The 17,841-nt window shown below is 71.4% G+C and carries 16 protein-coding genes and 1 pseudogene; 8 read left to right on the forward strand and 9 right to left on the reverse strand.

What is annotated here, in order from left to right:
- Nucleotides 1-7 precede the first annotated feature (7 nt).
- The 4 genes from OG787_RS13455 to OG787_RS13470 all read left to right on the forward strand — a co-directional run bounded on the left by OG787_RS13455 (nt 8) and on the right by OG787_RS13470 (nt 4,398).
- Nucleotides 8-289 (forward strand): sarcosine oxidase subunit delta, encoded by a 282-nt coding sequence (locus OG787_RS13455; RefSeq protein WP_369032459.1) that lies wholly within the window; start codon nt 8-10, stop codon nt 287-289.
- Nucleotides 286-3,138: a sarcosine oxidase subunit alpha family protein gene (locus OG787_RS13460; RefSeq protein ID WP_405535338.1), complete on the forward strand. Its 2,853-nt coding sequence runs from the start codon at nt 286-288 to the stop codon at nt 3,136-3,138. Before OG787_RS13455 ends, OG787_RS13460 begins: the two co-directional genes overlap by 4 nt.
- On the forward strand, nt 3,131-3,766 hold the full coding sequence (locus OG787_RS13465; protein ID WP_405535339.1) for a sarcosine oxidase subunit gamma: 636 nt from the start codon (nt 3,131-3,133) through the stop codon (nt 3,764-3,766). Before OG787_RS13460 ends, OG787_RS13465 begins: the two co-directional genes overlap by 8 nt.
- A 71-nt stretch (nt 3,767-3,837) precedes the next feature.
- Nucleotides 3,838-4,398 (forward strand): glycoside hydrolase family 25 protein, encoded by a 561-nt coding sequence (locus OG787_RS13470; RefSeq protein WP_369032462.1) that lies wholly within the window; start codon nt 3,838-3,840, stop codon nt 4,396-4,398.
- A gap of 5 nt (nt 4,399-4,403) precedes the next feature.
- Here the strand turns inward: OG787_RS13470 and OG787_RS13475 are convergent, their stop codons facing one another.
- On the reverse strand, nt 4,404-4,850 hold the full coding sequence (locus tag OG787_RS13475) for an endonuclease domain-containing protein (protein WP_405540479.1): 447 nt from the start codon (nt 4,848-4,850) through the stop codon (nt 4,404-4,406).
- Between the two features lie 485 nt (nt 4,851-5,335).
- On the opposite strand from OG787_RS13475, the gene OG787_RS13480 reads away from it, so the two are divergent.
- The gene (locus OG787_RS13480; protein WP_369032463.1) at nt 5,336-6,019 is read left to right on the forward strand and encodes a Crp/Fnr family transcriptional regulator; all 684 of its coding nucleotides are present in this window, start codon (nt 5,336-5,338) and stop codon (nt 6,017-6,019) included.
- Nucleotides 6,020-6,029: 10 nt separating this feature from the next.
- On the opposite strand, the gene OG787_RS13485 is transcribed toward OG787_RS13480, so the two are convergent.
- The 6 genes from OG787_RS13485 to OG787_RS13510 all read right to left on the reverse strand — a co-directional run bounded on the left by OG787_RS13485 (nt 6,030) and on the right by OG787_RS13510 (nt 14,551).
- Nucleotides 6,030-7,760, reverse strand: coding sequence for a hypothetical protein (locus OG787_RS13485; RefSeq protein ID WP_369032464.1), 1,731 nt, complete (start codon nt 7,758-7,760; stop codon nt 6,030-6,032).
- A complete protein-coding gene (locus OG787_RS13490; RefSeq protein ID WP_405535340.1) occupies nt 7,757-8,854 on the reverse strand; it encodes a protein phosphatase 2C domain-containing protein in 1,098 nt (365 codons plus the stop codon). The genes OG787_RS13485 and OG787_RS13490 overlap by 4 nt, the downstream gene beginning before the upstream one ends.
- 1 nt (nt 8,855) lies before the next feature.
- Nucleotides 8,856-9,536, reverse strand: a complete 681-nt coding sequence (locus OG787_RS13495; RefSeq protein WP_369032466.1) for a hypothetical protein — start codon at nt 9,534-9,536, stop codon at nt 8,856-8,858.
- A gap of 73 nt (nt 9,537-9,609) precedes the next feature.
- Nucleotides 9,610-11,403: a hypothetical protein gene (locus OG787_RS13500; RefSeq protein WP_369032467.1), complete on the reverse strand. Its 1,794-nt coding sequence runs from the start codon at nt 11,401-11,403 to the stop codon at nt 9,610-9,612.
- The gene (locus OG787_RS13505; RefSeq protein WP_405535342.1) at nt 11,400-13,721 is read right to left on the reverse strand and encodes a hypothetical protein; all 2,322 of its coding nucleotides are present in this window, start codon (nt 13,719-13,721) and stop codon (nt 11,400-11,402) included. The genes OG787_RS13500 and OG787_RS13505 overlap by 4 nt, the downstream gene beginning before the upstream one ends.
- Nucleotides 13,718-14,551, reverse strand: coding sequence for a hypothetical protein (locus OG787_RS13510; protein ID WP_369032469.1), 834 nt, complete (start codon nt 14,549-14,551; stop codon nt 13,718-13,720). Before OG787_RS13510 ends, OG787_RS13505 begins: the two co-directional genes overlap by 4 nt.
- Nucleotides 14,552-14,757: 206 nt before the next feature.
- Between OG787_RS13510 and OG787_RS13515 the strand changes: the two genes are divergently transcribed.
- The 3 genes and pseudogenes from OG787_RS13515 (at nt 14,758) to OG787_RS13525 (ending at nt 16,616) form a co-directional block, all read left to right on the forward strand.
- Nucleotides 14,758-15,123, forward strand: coding sequence for a hypothetical protein (locus tag OG787_RS13515; protein ID WP_369032470.1), 366 nt, complete (start codon nt 14,758-14,760; stop codon nt 15,121-15,123).
- Between the two features lie 451 nt (nt 15,124-15,574).
- Nucleotides 15,575-15,847 (forward strand): annotated as a pseudogene (locus OG787_RS13520) (beta-N-acetylglucosaminidase domain-containing protein); the annotation flags it as partial.
- A gap of 64 nt (nt 15,848-15,911) precedes the next feature.
- Entirely contained in the window at nt 15,912-16,616 is a 705-nt protein-coding gene (locus OG787_RS13525) for a beta-N-acetylglucosaminidase domain-containing protein (protein ID WP_369032502.1), read from the forward strand.
- Between the two features lie 52 nt (nt 16,617-16,668).
- Here OG787_RS13525 and OG787_RS13530 read toward each other — a convergent pair whose 3' ends face one another.
- Nucleotides 16,669-16,881 (reverse strand): EF-hand domain-containing protein, encoded by a 213-nt coding sequence (locus OG787_RS13530; protein WP_235479883.1) that lies wholly within the window; start codon nt 16,879-16,881, stop codon nt 16,669-16,671.
- A 42-nt stretch (nt 16,882-16,923) separates the two neighbouring features.
- Complete coding sequence (locus OG787_RS13535; RefSeq protein WP_369032471.1) at nt 16,924-17,838, reverse strand: MerR family transcriptional regulator; 915 nt, start codon at nt 17,836-17,838, stop codon at nt 16,924-16,926.
- Nucleotides 17,839-17,841 lie beyond the last annotated feature (3 nt).

Below are 17,841 nucleotides of genomic sequence, written 5' to 3' on the forward strand. Positions count from 1 at the left end.
GGACACCGTGCTGCTGATCAGCTGCCCCTGGTGCGGTCCGCGCGACGAGACCGAGTACCACTACGGCGGACAGGCCCATGTCCCCCACCCCGAGACCCCCGCCGACCTCACCGACGAGCAGTGGGCCGAGTACGTCTTCTACCGCGACAACCCCAAGGGCCCCTTCGCCGAGCGGTGGATGCACAGCGTCGGCTGCCGCCGCTGGTTCAACGTCCTGCGCGACACCGTCAGTTACGAGGTGCTCGCCTCCTACCGGCTCGACGAGCCCCGACCGGGAGGGACCCGATGACCGACCAGCACTTCCGGCTCCGGCAGGGCGGCCGTATCGACCGCGACACCGTGCTGCGATTCACCGTCGACGGACGGGAGTTGACCGGCCACCCCGGCGACACGGTCGCCTCGGCGATGCTGGCGAACGGGCTCGTCGAGGTCGCTCCGTCGATCTACCGGGGCCGTCCGCGCGGCATCGTCTCGGCGGGTGTCGAGGAGCCCAACGCCCTGTTGCAGATAGGCGGTTCGTACTCGGAGGGCATGCTGCCCGCGACGGCCGTGGAGCTGTACGACGGACTGTCCGCGACGACCTTGTCCGGCCTCGGCCGGCTCGACCCGGGCTCCGACCCCGCCATCTACGACAAGAAGTACGTCCACACCGACGTCCTGGTCGTCGGCGCGGGACCGGCCGGGCTCGCGGCGGCCGCCGCCGCTGCCGGTTCCGGCGCGCGGGTGATCCTGGTCGACGACCAGCCGGAGGCGGGCGGTTCGCTGCTGTCCGGTGCGCCGGCGGACGCCGAGTGGGCCGCCGAGGTCCGCGCGGCGCTCGACGCGGCCCCCGAGGTCGTGGTCCTGCAACGTACGACGGCCTTCGGGTCGTACGACGACAACTACGTGCTCGCCCTCCAGCGGCGCACCGACCACCTCGGAACCCTGGAGGGTGTCTCCCGGCAGCGGCTGTGGCACATCCGGGCCCGTCAGGTGGTCCTGGCGACCGGCGCGCACGAGCGTCCGCTGGTCTTCGCGGGCAACGACCGCCCCGGTGTGATGCTCGCCGGCGCCGTGCGCACCTACCTCAACCGGTATGCCGTGGCCCCGGGTTCGCGGGCCGTGGTGAGCACGACCAACGACAGCGCCTACGACACGGTCGCCGCTCTGCACACGGCCGGAGTCGACATCGCCGCCGTCGTGGACGCGCGCCCCGAACTGTCCGACCGGGCCGCCCAGTCGGCGGTGGCGACCGGGGTGCGGGTGCTGACGGGAAGCACAGTGGTCGACACGGCGGGCGAAGGGCGGCTGACCGGCGTCACGGTCCAGGCGCTCGACGCCGACGGTCGACTCACGGGCACCGCCGAGTCGTTCGACTGCGACCTGCTCGCCGTCTCGGGCGGCTGGAGCCCGGTGGTGCATCTGCACAGCCAGCGCCAGGGCCGACTCCGCTGGGACGAGGACCTGGTGGCCTTCGTCCCCGACGGCAGCGTGCGGGACCAGCAGGTCGTCGGCGCGGCGCGCGGGACGTACGGCCTCGACGGCTGCCGGGCCGAGGGGGCACGGGCGGGTGCGCAGGCCGCGACGGACGCCGGGTTCCCGGTGCCGGTGCCCACGGCCTCGTACGAGGAGGTACGTCCCGAGGTGCGCGCCCTCTGGCTGGTGCCCGCCCCCGAGGGCGAGCCCGGCGGCTGGGACACGCGCCTGGTCGACCTCCAGCGCGATGTCACGGTCGCCGACGTCTGGCGCTCGACCGGCGCCGGAATGCGCGGTGTCGAGCACGTCAAGCGCTACACCTCGCTCGGCACGGCGAACGACCAGGGCAAGACCTCCGGCGTCAACGCGATCGGCGTGATCGCCGAGGCGCTAGGCGGCTCGCTGGGAGAGATCGGTACGACGGCCTACCGGGCGCCCTACACACCGGTGGCCTTCGCCGCCCTGGCCGGCCGGGAGCGCGGCGAGCTGTTCGACCCGGAACGCACAACGTCCGTCCACAGCTGGCACGTTGCCCAGGGCGCGGAGTTCGAGGACGTCGGGCAGTGGAAGCGGCCCCGGTACTACCCCCGGCCCGGCGAGGACATGGACGCGGCCGTGGACCGCGAGTGCCGGGCGGCGCGCGAAGGGGTGGCGTTCATGGACGCCTCCACCCTCGGCAAGATCGAGATCTGGGGTGCGGACGCGGGCGAGTTCCTCAACCGCGTCTACACCAACGCCTTCAAGAAGCTCAAGCCCGGTCTGGCCCGCTACGGCGTCATGTGCAAGCCCGACGGCATGATCTTCGACGACGGAGTCACGCTCCGCCTCGACGACGACCGCTACTTCATGACCACCACGACCGGCGGCGCCGCGAACGTCCTTGACTGGCTGGAGGAGTGGCTCCAGACCGAGTGGCCCGAACTCGACGTCCACTGCACCTCGGTGACCGAGCAGTGGTCGACGATCGCGGTCGTCGGCCCGCAGTCGCGCGAGGTCGTCGCCCATCTCGCCCCCGACGTCGACCTGTCGAACGAGGCGTTCCCCTTCATGGCCTTCCGCGAGACGACCCTGGCCTCCGGCATCCCGGCCCGGATCTGCCGGATCTCCTTCTCCGGCGAACTCGCCTACGAGATCAACGTCTCCGCGTGGTACGGCCTGGCGGTCTGGGAGGAGGTGTACGCGGTCGGCCGGCCGTACGACATCACGCCGTACGGCACCGAGACCATGCACGTCCTGCGGGCCGAGAAGGGCTACATCATCGTCGGCCAGGACACCGACGGCACGGTCACCCCACAGGACGCGGGCATGTCCTGGGTGGTGTCGAAGCAGAAGGACTTCATCGGCAAGCGGTCCCACTCCCGCGCCGACACCTCCCGCACCGACCGCAAGCAGTTGGTCGGCCTGCTCCCGGCCGACCGCAGGACACGTCTCCCCGAAGGCACCCAACTCGTGGCGCCTGACGTGCCGTTGACCCCCGAGGCCGGACCCGTGCCGATGCTCGGCCATGTCACCTCCAGCTACCACAGCCCGGCCCTCGGCCGCCCCTTCGCCCTCGCCCTCGTCGCCGACGGCCGGGCCAGGATCGGCGGGACGCTGCTCGCGCCGGTGGGCGAGGAGCTGGTGCCCGTCGAGGTGACCGACTTCGTCCTCTACGACCCCGAAGGGACCCGGCGCGATGGCTGAGCCGACGATCGACGCGGGCGCGGGCACCGGCCCGGTGGCCCTGCGCACCAGCCCCCTGGCACATCTGGAGGAGCGGATGCGCGCCGCCACGGTCACCGGCGCCCGTGGCGTCACGCTGACCGAGCGGCCGTTCACGACGATGGTGAACGTGCGCGTGACCCCTGGCTCCGAGGCGGCCGACCGCATCGGAAAAACCCTGGGAACACCACTCCCCCAGCAGTGCGGCGAGACCACGGCATCCGCCCCCCACACGATCGTGTGGCTCGGCCCCGACGAATGGCTCGTCCTCTCGCAGGCCGAAGAGACGGCCGTGACCGCCGAGTTGCGGAACGCACTCGACGGATCTCCGGGTTCGGTGGTGGACGTCTCGGCGAACCGCACCACGCTGGAGCTGAGCGGCCCGTCAGCCCGGCAACTCCTGGAGAAGGGCTGCCCCCTGGACCTCCACCCCCGGGCCTTCGCCCCCGGCCGAGCGGCGTCCACCACGGTAGGACCGATCGCGGTACTGCTCTGGCAGACCGACGACACACCGACGTACCGCCTCCTCCCCCGCGCCTCTTTCGCCGACTACCTGGCCCGCTGGCTCATCGACGCGATGAGCGAGTACCGCGCCCCGGAGATCCCGTAGCAGGTGTCACTTGTGCAAAGGTTGGGGTACTTCAACTCCTGTCCCCCCACCCGTACTTCAGGGAGCACCGCATGCTGCGCGGCATCGACGTGAGCGCGTACCAGTCCGACACCTATGACACGGACGGTCTCTCCTTCGTCTTCATCAAGGCGACGGAGGGCCGTTCGTACGTCAACCCCAAGCTGACCGCCCAGACGAAGCGGGCCCGTGACGCCGGCTGCGTGGTCGGCTTCTACCACTTCCTGTGGCCCGGCAACCTGACAGCCCAGGCCGAGTACTTCGTCAGCCAGGCCCCGGAGCGCGGGAACCGTGACATCCTCGCCGTCGACTGGGAGACCACGGGCGACGGCACCCATGCGTCGAACGCGGAGAAGGACACGTTCATCCGCAAGGTGAAGGAACTTCGGCCGAACAACCGGGTCGTCCTCTACACGAACCGGAACTACTGGCTGACCATCGACACCACGTCGTACGCGGGTGACGGACTGTGGATCGCCGACTACGTGACGGCGGGCCAGCCGCGCATCAAGGCCGACTGGCTGTTCCACCAGTACACCGACGACCCCGTCGACACGAACGTGGCGGACTTCACCACCAAGGCGGCACTACAGAAGTGGGCCGACCTCGGCTGATCGCACTACCCGACTGCCAGGACGTCGAGTTCCGCCCGCAGCCGCATCGCGGGCGGATGCGCGAGATATTCGTTCAGGCTGCCGAAGGTCCGCAGTTCACCGGGGAGACTCTCGTACCAAGCAAGGCCGTACACATTGCAGTTGGCACAGACGAGCGCACGAACGCACCTTCCACAGCTTCGCCGGCCCGGGCAGCATCCATGGTCATGGTCGATGTGCAGGGTCTTGCCTTCTGGAGGGAACCCGCGGCAGACAGCACATTTTCCCTGCTGTCGGAGCAGGAGCAGATCGATGAACTCGCTCGTGACGTTGTAGTGGGACAGACGTACCCGCTCGGCGTTGCAGGGCTTGCAGTACGGCCGGGGCATGCCCGACACATCGAGGATCGAGTACTCCGACATCGGCTTGTTCTCGCCGCATCCGAGGCATTCGACAACGCCCCTGGCAGCCATGGCCTTCACCGCCCCGTTGTCTCGCTTCTTCCGAACGGGAGACAGGTCTCGTCCCTTGCTTCTCTGCTGATAGTGACCGGTGCAGAGCCCTCTGGCGGACACCGCTCGCGTGCATCCGTCGAACTGGCACGGCCGAATGCCGCTCCGACTCGCACCGCGACCGCAGTTGATGGGCGCCAGAGCCTTCGCCCGGCGGAACTGCATGTAATGGGTCTTGCACAGCCCCTTCGTCAATGGGTACTGATCGTTGGACCGATCGCAGGCCCACCCGTCCCCATCGGCCTTGCACGTTCTCACTCAGCCCCCGCTTCAACCCGCCCAGAACCCACAACCGGGCACATCATCCGATCAACGAGTCAACAGAACGAACGTCACGCGGGTCGGACGGTCGGGTCCGCCGGAGGCGCCTCGGTGCCAAACTGATCCTCGGCACAGCCGCCGCACACCTGGACCGGGGGGCGTCCCATGGCCGAGACGGGCACATCGTGAACGGCGGCCGCCGTCCGGCCACCTTCTGGGAGGCGCTGGCGCCCGCCGAGCGGGACGCGTTGCTGCGGGTGGCGATCCGGGTGTCGCTGCCCGCCGACGAGCAGTTCCTGGCGCAGGGCGAGGACTCCGACCATCTGGTCGTGCTGCTGCGCGGCTGGGTCAAGGTCGTCGCCCAGTCCCACGCCGGCTACCGCGCCCTGCTCGCCCTGCGCGGCCCCGGTGAACTCCTCGGTGAGCAGGCGGGGTTGGAACGCAGACGCCGCTCGGCCTCGCTGCTCACGGCGACGACGGTCGACCTGCTTCAGCTGCCGGCCGCCCGTTTCCAGGCGCTGGCCCGGACCAGCGCCGGAGTGTCGGCGGCGCTGGAGCAGACGCTGTCCGGGCGGCTGCGCGAGGCGGACGTCCAGCGCACCGGCATCACCGAACCGGTCCCGGTGCGTCTCGCCGCCCTCCTCCTCGACCTGGCCGAACGCTGCGGGTATCCCGACCCGGACGGCACCGGCGTACGCATCACCCTGCCGCTCTCCCAGGACGACCTGGCGGGGCTGGTGCTCAGCTCGCGCCGTACGGTGAGCCGGGTGCTGGAGCAATGGCGGGGCCGGGGCTGGATAGTGACGGGGCGTCAGTCGTTGCTGATCCGGTCGGTTGATCAGCTGAAGGGGCAGGCGTTCGGGGGGTGAACCCTCCCCCTCAGCAGGACGTGTGGCTCACCCCCTCCTTCGGCGCCTTGACGATGCGGTAGCCCTTCGTGTGGGTCAGCTGGTAGGTGATCGTCCAGTCGTCGCAGGTGTCGTCGGGGTTGGTGGCGGGGCCGTAGCCGGGGTCCTGGGTGCTGCGGAAACTCATCGTGGCGAGGGTGTACGTGCCGTCGCTCGACAGTCCGGTCAGCGCGATGTCGGACTCCTGTGTCGTGCTCATCTGCCGTGTCCAGCCCTCCCTGCTCCTGGCCGAGTCGATGTTCACCACCTTGGAGTGGGGGTCGTAACGGCGCATCGCCTTGTCGTAGTCGCGGTTGTTGATCGCCCCGTAGAAGTGGGCGAACATCGTCGCCACCTCGCGCGCCTTCGGATCGTCGGCGACCTGCGAGAAGTCGACGCTCGCTCCGGGGGCCTCGGCGACCGGTTCCGCCACGGTCTCGGGCGGGTCGGTGAGGCCGGTGTCCGACTTGACGCTCGCGTCCGACGAGCCGGACGAGGACTCGTCGGAGGGCGCGTCGTTGAGCGCCGGGATGTACCGCGCGGCGGCCAGTCCCACCCCCGCGATGATCAGCAGGACCACGACCACGCCGATCGCACGGGCGGCCGCCGACAGGCCCGGGTAAGAGGGGCCGGGGGTGCGCTGCGGGGCCCGTTGGGGCGGTGTGCAGGGCGTGTACGGCGTCGGCTGTGTGGGCTGATTGTGCTGCTGAGGGGCCTGCTGCGGGAACTGGAACCCGGTGTTCGGCCGTGTCACCGGCTGCTGTTGCGGAGGCGTGGCCGGCGGTCTGTGTCGCTGTGTCGGCGGGGGCGGCGGCGGCTTCTTCCGGTGGGCGCGGGCCTGCTCCAGCGCCCGCAGCCACTCCTCCATCGGTGGGCGTGCGCCCGGGGCGGAGTTCCTGCTCTGTTCGGCGAGGTTCGCCAGACCGGACGACACCGTCCGCAGCCCGCTGAGGTCGGTGCTCGTCTGGTGCCGGTTGAAGAGCCTGGTGGCGATCAGCCCGAACTTGTACGTGTCCGAGGCCGGCGTCGCCTTCGCCGCCTCCGGGACCGCCCAGTCGTCCGTCTCCACCTGGGGCAGGACGTCCTTCCCGGCCAGCCGCATCGAGTCGCAGTCGATCAGCAGGCACTTGGGCGAGGGGTCCAGCATGAACAGGACGTTCTTCGGCGAGAGGTCGCCCACGGCCACCCGGTGCCGGTGCAGCCGGTTGAGGGTCGCCGCCAGATCGATGAGCAGCCGCAGCCGGCGCCCGTCGTCGACGTCCAGCCCGAGCGAGCCGGTGAAGCCGTCGTCGTTGAGCAGGAACTCCATGCCCTGCGGCTTCACCTTGCCCAGCCGGGCGCTGTCCAGTTCGAACTCCTCGGTGATCCGCTGCATCAGGAACCCGGTCACCGTCGTCCCGGGATTGGCACGCGGCGACGGCTGCGTGGGCCGAACGCCGGTGTAGACGAGCGCGATCGGCCAGGTCAGCCGCTTGTCGAGGAAGGAGTGGTCGTAGCGGTCGGTCCGGCGCAACTCGTCGAAGAAACAGACCAGTTCGTAGAGCACCTCGGGGTCGCTGGACACCGTCGGCAGGTACTCCTTGTACGCGAGGTACTCACCGGCGAACCGCCCAGGCGGGTCGGACACCGCGTACACGACGCCCTGTCCGCCGTCGCCCAGCCGGTGTGCCGTGAGGTCGCCCAGCCTGTCCCGCCCCACCCAGGAGATCGTCGTCGTGGTCAACTCGGGCCTCCTGGTGCGTCGTGCCACGGCCACAGGGCGATCAGCGTGCGGTCGTCGTCGTAGGTCTCGCGGGAGAAGTCGAGCAGGTGGGCGAAGCCCAACGGCGGTACGGGCTCCCGCAGTCCGTAGGAGAAGTGCCGGGCCACCGCCCCCGTACCGTCGCCCAGCGGATCGCCGAAGCCGTCCGTGCCGACGAGCAGGACCGTGCCCGGTTCCAGGGCGAAGGAGAGTGGGCGGATCACTCCGGGCACGTAGGGCAGCGGCTCCACCGTCGAGGAGTACAGCCCGTCCGTGCCGGCCGCCTTGCCGCCCGCCAGCGGATAGAAACGGTCGTGCTTGATCTGCCAGGCGCCCGAGTCGCCGATCGAGATCAAATGGACGAAGACGCCCTGTTCGGTGGGTGTCGCCGTCCCGGCGACCAGGGTGGTGGCGAGCAGTCCGGCCGTCTCCTCGGCGCCCGCGTCCGGTCGGCGCAGGATGCGGCGGGCCTGTTCGACGAGCTGCCAGTGGACGGTGGACAGCAGTTTCTCCCAGTCGGCGACGAAGCCGCCGCCCTCGCCCCGGACCTGGGCGAGCATCTCGTCGACGGCGCTGCGGCAGGCCAGTTGGGAGCCGATGTGCGGCTGGCGGGCGCTGGAGACCCCGTCGGCGACGGCGAACACCACGGTCCCGGTCTCCTGGTCCCAGGCCGCCGCCGCGTCGTCCTCGCGCGGCCGTCCCTCGTAACGGTGCTGATAGCCACGTACGGAGGCCAGCCGCAGGGCCATGACCCCGGTCTGCCAGCCGTCGCAGACGGTGTCCGGGCGGTACGACAGCCCGCGCGGCGGCACGGTCTCGAACCGCGGGATCGGCGCCCCCACGGCGATGGGCTGCCAGCGGTCGGCGAGGGCGGCCGTGCCCGCCTTGTCCTCCGGACCGTCCGAACCGTCCGTGCCGTACGAACCGTCCGTGCCGCCCGAACTCCAGTCCGCGCTCCGGTCCTTCTCCGGGGCTGCCCGCCGCACCGGCAGGTCGGGGGTCGGGCCGGGCGGGGGTACGGACGGTGTCTCCACCTCCGCCGGTGGCTCGCTCTGCCGCTTGCTGAACAGGGCCACGTCAGATCACATCGATCGCGACGGTGAAGCCTTCCGGCTTGTCGACGGTGAGCTGCGGACTGGCCGAGCCGAGCGAACGGCCCGAGGCGATGATGCTCCTGGTGAGGGCTGTGCAGAACTTGGCGATGGCATCGCCGACGTCGACGCCCTTGTTCACGACGAACCCGAACTCCGGCTGGGTGGCGACCTCGTTGATGATCTCCGCGTCGGCGTCCACGATGCCGCAGGCGATGATGTTGGGCGCACCCAGCGTCAACTGCCGGTCGGTGAGCCGTCGGTGGGCGTCCCGCCAGTCCTCGCCTCTGTCGGGCAGCCCGTCGCTGAAGAAGAACACGGCGGGCCGGTGCACCTGGTACCCCTCGGCCTTGAGGCCCTGGATGTCACCGGGGATCCGGGTGATCAGGTCCTCGAACGCGGTGGCGTAGCTCGTCATGTTGCGGGTGGCCAGACGCGGGAACTCGCCCGCGCCGCGCAGGTCGACGAGATGGACCCGCTCGATCACGTCGTCCGAGAAACCGAGCACCGAGAAGCGCACCTTGGCGGCGGCCATCGGCTCGCCGAGCAACGCCTGGTGCAGGGACCTCAGTCCGTCGTTCAGGTCGTCGATGTGGTCGTACATCGAGCCCGACTCGTCGGCGAGGACGTAGACGGGAAGCAGGTGCCCCCGGTTGCTTTCGATCATCGTCTCTTGTCCTTACCTGTGCTGGTCCGGTCCTGAACCGTTCTCGGCCACGGCCCTGACTTCGCCGCCGTCGTCACAGCGCGTCCTCCGCCGCCCGGAACCCGTCCGGTGCCGTGAGCGTGAACTGCGGGTCGCCCGCGCCGAGTCGCTGCCCGTAGCCGACGACCGTGTCCCGCAGGAAGGCGGCGACACTGTGCGCCGCCGAAGCCGCGTCCTGGTTCGGGGCCGCCATGAAGCCGAACTCGGGGCGGGTCGCCAGCGTCCGTACCGCCGAGGCCTCCGCACCGCCCAGACCGAGGGCGATCAGGTGCGGGGCGATCGACTCGCCGCCCTGGTCGACCAGTTCGGCGTACGGGGCCCGCCAGCCCGTGCCCTCGTCCGGGACACCGCCGGTGAGGAGGAAGACGATCGGCCGCAGCACCTGCGTACGCTGCGTCTTCACCAGGGCGACGTCCTGCCGCAGCAGCGCCTGGAGAGTACGGAAGACGTGGGTGTACGACCGTCCGGGGCGGCCGGTGAGGATCGGGGTGCGGGTGCTGGGCAGCACCGTGTCCAGGGCCAGCCGCACTTCCGTGGCGGCGGCCATGCCCAGCACGCACAGCCGCAGCGCGGCGGAGACGGCCGGGGCGCCGGAGAGCGCGGAGTGCAGCGAGGCCAGGCCCCGGTTGAGTTCGTCGAGGCAGCCCCGGTCGAGGGACTCGTCGAGGACGAGATAGATGAGCGCGGCGCCGGAGAAGGCTGCCGGGGCGGGGGCCGCGTCCGGCTGGACCGGCGCCGTGAGCGTGGGCTCGTACACCGGTGCCGGTCCCGGCACCGGCGGCTGCTGCTGGGCGGGCGCGGGCGCCGCCGTGAGCTGGGCCGGTGCCGTCGCCGGGTCGTCCCACGGCCGCGCGCCCGGCAGTGCGGGCGTGTCCGTGGCCGAGAGGGGGACATGGCCGCCGGTGGCCAGTCCGACCTGGCCGGTGAGCTGTTGGCGCAGCAGGTCGAGGTCTCCGGCGACGATCAAGCCCTTCTCGGCCATCACCTGGAACAGCCTCAGCGCGCGCCGGTTCTGGAGTTCGGCGGTGGCCATGCGGGCAGCCTCCAGCTGGCGGCTCATCTCGAAGGCGCCGGCGGCGTCGTCGGGGTGGGTGACCAGGTAGTGCCGGATGAGGCCCTCGCTGTTGGTGAGCATCCCGGCGAAGGAGTCGGCCTGTCGCTTCGTCGACTCGATCTCGTACCCCTGTTTGATCGCGTCGAGCTGGCCGCCCCGGTGGGCGCCGCCGACCGCGGGCACGTGTTCGGCGGAGTCGCGGCGCTCCTTCCAACCGGCCTCGATCAGCGACTCCAGGAAGCCCAGCGCCTTGGCGTCGGGGCGTACGGAGGCCCGGCAACCCTCCACGAGCAGGCCCTGGGGCAGGGTGGCCGGGAGGGCGCAGAGCTGGTTCAGATGGCGTTCGAGGCCGAAGGAGTCCTCGATGGAGAAGAGCTGCCCGGCGCCGTGGAACAGGCTGATCAGATGGCCGTGGACGGTCGGCAGCGGGTAGGTGAGGCCCGCGCGCACGAAGTCCTCGGCGCCCTTCCAGCCGTCGATACGGAAGGTGAAGGAGACGTTGACCTCGAAGGCGTGGACGCCGTCCCTGGAAACCAGCGGGTTCTTGCTCAGCGTCGCGCTGCGGTGCTGGGCACGCATGTCGACCTCGTACCGGGTGCGGTACTTGGAGAAGACCTGCCGGCCCGGGCTGAGCGGACGGCCGTCGAAACAGACCACCTCGCCGGAGGCGGTGGCGTAGACGACGGCGAGGTGGGGTTGGCGCGCATGGGTGGGGGCGATGGCGAAGCGCGGCACCGGCGACTGGTTGACGATCAAGGACACCGGCTGGGTCACCGGGCACCTCCTGGCCGATCGGGCGGAGCGGGCGGTCGCAGTCGCAGGGCGCTGCCGAGGACGGCCGCGGAGCGGGGCAGGGGACGGAAGCAGTCGCGTTCGTTCCAGTGCGCGACATGGCGCTGGAGGATCAGGCCGGCGCGGGGACTGCGCGCGGCCACGTCGTCGACGAGGACGCGGACCAGGTCGTCGAGGAGGAGCGGGTCGGTCTCGGCCTGGGCGGCCCATTTCTGGAGGACGTTCTCGGCCTCCTCGCCGAAGAGTTCACCGCCGATGACCTCGGCCCACAAGTAGCCGAGCAGGCGCCGTAGTTCACCGCCCGGCGGGTCCGTCACGGCCAGTCGCAGCAGGGTGGGGCAGCTGCGGAGGGCGATCCCGGGGGCGGCCGGTTCCTCGGAGACCAGGCTGTCGGCGAGAATCAGGAAGACGAGGTGCCCACAGGCGCGGCTCTCCGCGGTGTGCGCCATCTCCGCGACGGCGCGCAGCACCACGAGCGCGTGCGCGGCGAGGTCCTCCGCCAGCAGGTCGGCGAAGCTGTCGCCGATCGCGATGGCCACCTGGATGTTGTTGACGGTGCCGAGCCGGGTGAGCGCGGCGACGGCGGCGGTGAGGTCGGTGCCGCCCAGGCAGAGCCCGTAGGCGCGGGCCGCCGCGGCCTGGTACTGCCAGATGTCGCTCAGGTACCAGCCGTCGACGAGGTTACGGACGCCGCCGCGCAGGGTCGGGTCGCGGGCGCAGACCCGCAGGGCGTATCCGATGGCCTCGCGGCGCTGCCAGCCGTGGTCCCTGTCCAGGGCCCAGCCGACGAAGACCTGGTTGGCGATGTACTCGAAGGCCTCGGTGGCGATCAGTCCGAGGGCGGTTCCGGCGAAGCTGCGCACCTGCTGGGTGGGCGAGTCGACCAACTCGGCCAGCCAGCCGATGAGTTCGCGCTGGATGCGGTACTCCGACCAGACGTGCCGGATGATCCGGGGCGGGTAGGCGGGGTCGCGGTACTCGGCGACCGTGCACGGCAGCCAGCCGAAGTCCCCGCGGATCACGCTGCCCACGGTCCGGGCGCGCAGCTTCTCGGCGAGCAGCCGCCGGGACTGCGCGAAGGGGTCGTGGCGCAGCGGTACGGATCCCTGCTCGACGCTGGGGGTGAGGATCCCGCGTTCGCTGCGGAACCACTCCAGGAGCAGGGTCGCGGCGAGGGCGACGTCCTCCTGGGGCAGTCCGCCGAGGACGGCGAGGGCGGCGGCCTGGGTGCGCAGCACGGTGTCGCCGAGCCCCTCGAACCACTCCTCGGGGGTCTCGCCGCCGGCCCGGTCCATCCGGGTGCGCACCCGGTCGGTGTCGATGGCACCGGCCTTGTGCTCGTGCGCCAGCACCTCGGCGAGGCGGGCCGCGTCCCGGCAGGCGGTGCTGTCGTCGAGGAGTTCACGGGCGAGGTCCCCGACCCCGGCGGCGGCGAGCGCGCGCTCGGCCTCCGACTCGCCCAGCAGATGGGCGAGATGGGCCTCCAGTACGGTGTCCAGCGCGCCGGGGCGGTCGATGCGCCGTACGTACTCGGCGGCCCCGCGCCCCAGTTCGGCCTCGGGTCCGGCGATCAGGACGAGCCGGGCGTCCGCGCGGCGCAACAGCTCCTCCAGGCCCTGGAGGAGGGTGCCGCTCAGCTCGTCGAGGTCGGGCGGCCGGTCCAGCAACAGGCCCGCCCCGCTGCCGAGTTGCCGCAGGTCGGTGAGCCGGCTCAGTTCGGCGACGGAGTCCAGCAGGAACCATGTCTTCACCTGTGCGGCGATCAGCAGCCGCACCCCGGCCGCGGTCTTGCCCGCCCCGCCGGGCCCCCGCAGCACGACCGACCGCCGCTGCCAGGCGTCGGCCAGTACGTCGTCCCAGCGGGGCGGTGCCTGGAAGGCGTGCCGGACGGTCTCTACGGTGGTCGCGGACAGGGCCCGCATGACGACGTCCCGTTGACCGGCCGCGACCTGGACGACGATCTTGTCGCCGTGGACGCGGTCGCCGCCGATGTGTGTCCAGGCCTCGCGCAGTGTCCCGGCGCGCAGACTGCCCTGCCCGGTGCGGTTGGTCGCTCCTTTGGCCCGGGTCCCGGCGCCGACGTTGTCGACGCCACCGCCCGCGTCCCCAGGCTGGGCCCCGCCGTCGCCGCCCGGCGCACCGCCCTGTCGGTCACCGCCCGCCGGAGTTCCGCCGCCGTCACCGGGGGCGCCGCCGGGCGGCCCGGACGCGGGCCCGGGAGGTGCGGGGGACGGCGTGGCGGCGGGCGCGGGAGTGGCGGCGGGGGCGGGTCCGGGCGCCGGGGCGCCGGGCGTGCTCACGCCTCGTCCCGGGGCGGGTTGATGTAGTACACGTTGCCCGCCACGTCGTCGCGGCCGACGGCCTTGGCCCCCTCACCCACGGCGAATTGACTGTTCGTCACATCACGTGCGGTGAGCGTGGGCGGCGGAACCGTGCTCCCCGAGTCGGTTCCGCCGCCGGCTCTTCCCGCTGTGCCGCCCAGAGCGGAGGCTCCCCCTGTCGCTCCGCCGGGCGGCTCCCCCGGATCCGCGGGAAGTCCTGGTGGCGCCGCGTAGCCGGGCACGGTGACCCAGCCGCGGCGCGGTTCGCCGTGCTTGGTGACGAAGTCGGCCGGCAGATAGGCCGCCGGGTCGATGCCCGGGTAGCGGCCCAGCACGACCGCCGTGTGGACGCTCTCCGACACCACGAGCACCAGCTGGGCCCGCCGCGCCTCGGCGAGCACCCGCTTGACCGGGCCCGCGTCCACCAGCCGGGCCAGGTCGTTGATGGCCGTACCGGTCCAGCGCTCGCCCTGCCGGATCACGAGCCCCTGGTTGAGGCCGACCCGCAGCCGCATCCGGTGGTCCTCGTTGTACTTCGCCCGGTGGGCCAGCAGTGCGTCCTCCAGTCCGCGCTGGAGTTCGCGCAGCAGTCTGGTCGGGCTGGTGTTGATGGGGACCAGGATCAGCATGCCGTCGCCGCGGTCCTGGACCGGGCAGTCGGCGAGACCGAGTCCGGCCCGGCCGAGCGCGAACCCGACCACCTCGTACAGCTCTTCGTGCAGGGTGGCCTGGGCGTTCTCCGGGCGCAGGCTGAAGTCCTCGATGTCGAGCAGCACGATCCAGTAGCTGAAGGGGTCCGGCGACATCATGGCTGTCCTCCTGTGCTCCGGCAGGACCACGAGCCCCCCGGCGGTTCCATGCAAAGGCCTGGCATCAGCAGCGTCTACGCCAGCTGGCGCACAGCGTGGCCGATTTGGCACATCACCATGTTTTCGGACATGACAGCACACCAGTGGATAAGAAGTCCCATGACGGATTCATGTGTTGGACGACCGGGCGAGGGAACTGAGACCCTGTGCGCCAATGGCCCGTCCCTCCAGGGCTGTTGCTCGGCGCGGCGCTCGCGCTGGCGGGCCTGCTCCTGGCGACCGTCCTCACCCACGACCCCCAGGACACGGCGACCCTCCGTTCCGCCACCCCAAGCGCCCGGTCCCAACCCCCGTCCCCGGTACCGGCCTTGTGGCCGACGCCCCGGAACGTGCACGTCGCCAAGGGCTCGGCCCGGATCGGCGGGAGCGTGGCCCTGCACTCCGACACCGGGACGGACACGGCGACGCTGGACTCCGTCGCCCGCACCCTCCGCGAGGCGGGCGTCCACCAGTTGCGCTACGGCGACCAGCGCCGCAGGAGGGCGAACTCCTGCTCACCATCGCCTCCGTGACCCTTCAATCCTCTGACGAGGCGTCAACAACCCTGCGTGCCCGCTGGCGCGACCTACCCCGCGTCCCGCCTGACCCCGCTACGCACCCTGGTCCGCCGGGCGACCGGCAACCACATCACCTTCGTCTACGCCCTCCCCCCAACCCCACCGTCCACCACCGAACACTTGCCCGGTGCTCCGCCCTTCAGGGTGGAGGTGCAGGGCATCCTCGCCATCGCGGCCCAGAGGGGCGCGACATCAGGGCCAGGATCGCCTTGTCGGACAACGGAGTTGTCCGACCTACCGCCGGACGGGCGGAAAGTAACGCCTGTGGAGGCCCACGTGAGACCAACTCCCGCAAGGGAGCGGGCAAGGGCCTGTGAAGCAGGAACCCAAGGTGGCGCCGCGTAGCGGTGCGGACCGGAATCGTCTGTGTTCACGCAGACGAGGGCGTCAAAGCTCCCCCGCCGACATGGCGGCCCTCACCCGCAGGTTCCGGCAGCTGTGGGATCTGGGGGTGCGCGCGTTCGCCGTGCCGCTCGACGACATCGACATCAGCCGCTGGAACTGCGCCCGGGACCGGACGGCGTACGGCTCCGGCACGGCCGCCGTCGCGCGTGCCCAGGCCGATCTCCTCAACCGGGTCCAGCGCGGTTTCCTCGGCACGCGCAAGGGTGCGGCGCCGCTGATCACCGTGCCCACGGAGTACACGGGGTCCGGCACCGGCGCGTACCGGAGCACCCTCGCCGCCCGGCTCGACCCGGCCGTCACGGTGATGTGGACGGGCACCCAGGTCGTCTCCCCCGACGCTGCGCACCGCCCAGGCCCGCGAGGCCCGCCGCACGTACGGCCACCCGGTGCTGGTCTGGGACAACTACCCGGTGAACGACTACACGCCGGGCCACCTCCTCCTCGGCCCCTACGAGGGCCGCGACCGCACCCTGCCGGGCGTGGTGAAGGGCCTCACCGCCAACCCGATGAACCAGGCCACGGCCTCCGCCCCGGCCCTGTTCTCCCTGGCCGCCTACACCTGGAACCCGGCGAAGTACCGCCCCGAGGCCGCCCTGGACGCGGGCCTCGCCACCCTCGCCGCCGGCGACACCCGCGCCCTCACCGCCCTGCGCGCCTTCGCCGACGTCAACCGCGCCTCGCGCGTCAACGGCGTGCAGGCCCCCGAACTGGCGGCGCTGACGGCGGCGTACTGGCGGGGCGACACCGACGCCGTGAAAGCCCTGCGCGCCCGGCTGACGGTCCTGGCCGGGGCGGAGGACACGGTCCCGGACGCCTTCCGTACCTCGGCGGCGCCCTGGCTGGCCTGCGCGGGCGAGTGGGCCAGGGCCGCGCTGGGCGCGATGGCCGTCCGGGAGGGCCGGGGCGGCCGCTCCGAGGTCCGGGCCCTGCGCGGCGCCGCCCGCGCCCACACGGTCGTCGACTGGCAGGGGCGGAAACGCGAGGTGAAGGTCGGCACGGGCGTCCTGGACGTGTTCGTGGCCCGCGCGCTCGCGGAAGCGTGAAAGGCGCCCGCCGACGATCCGGCGGGCGCCTCGAAACACGTACCACCACGCACTACTTGTTCAGGTACGTCCAGAACTCGTCGAACGACAGGAGCTTGTCGCCGTCGAGGTCGCGGGAGGCGATGATGACCTCGGCCACGGACTCGGTGACGTTCCAGTCACCCTCCTGAGCCAGGGCGGACTTGAACTCGGCGGCCGTGATGAACCCGTCACCGTTCGTGTCGATCCGCTCGAACTGCTTGCGTGCTTCCTCGATGTCCGCCACCGGGACCCGCCCCTTCATGTACGTACTGCTGACGGGGTCAGATTAGCTGGCCAGCTGGGCGCGCAGCGCCGCGACCACCCACGCGAACTCCTCCCGGTGCGCGGCGGCGGGTCCCACGCCCTTCACCGTGGTCAGCAACTCCCGGTACCGGGCGAGCCGTTCGTTGGAAGCGGACTCGATGCGTTCGAGTACGACGGCCGGGTCGCCGTCCCCCACCACCTCCCGCAGGATCTCCTCCGCCTCCGGTGCCTCGGGGGCGATTCCCCGCTCCCTGGCCTCCCCCGCCAGCTGCACCAGCCGCATGGGGAACCAGGTGGACCGCCCGGCGGCGGCACCGTCACCGTGCTCCGCCGCGTTGAACTCGACGACCTGCCGCATCTGCGCCCGGAACCCCGGGTCCTGGACCAGCTCCGCCAGTTCCACCCAGGCGTCCACCTGCTCGGGGGTCGGGTCCTCCGGCAGGTCCACCGCCGTGGCCCGCATCCGGTCCCGGATCGCCGGATCCACCGAGTCGAGCCCGTGGAACAGCTCCTCCACGAACTCCTCCATGATCCGTTTCCGTTCGGCGGCCGACAGCCGCGCCAGCTTGTTCATGAGCGTCATCTCCTCCGCGGTCGAACCGCGTCTCGCCACGGACGACAGCACCGCACGGGTCACCTTCAGCGTCCGGATCTGCGCGTCCAGCGCTGCCACATGCGCGGCGGCCACCTCCGCGACCGTCGTCTCCCCGGCCAGCACCGCGCGTACGTGGTCCAGGCCGAGGCCCAGTTCGCGCAGGGTGCGGATCAGTTCGAGGCGGGCCACAGAGCCGGCGTCGTACAGCCGGTAGCCGCCCGCCGACCTGGTCACGGGCGGCAGGGCGCCCTCGTCGGACCAGTAACGGATGGTCCGTACGGTCAGTCCGGTGGCCCGGGCCAGCTCGCCGATGGTGAGATATCCGGTGCCGTCGTCGATCATGTT

The sequence above is a fragment of the Streptomyces sp. NBC_00075 genome (assembly GCF_045041225.1).
Lineage (GTDB): Bacteria > Actinomycetota > Actinomycetes > Streptomycetales > Streptomycetaceae > Streptomyces > Streptomyces adonidis.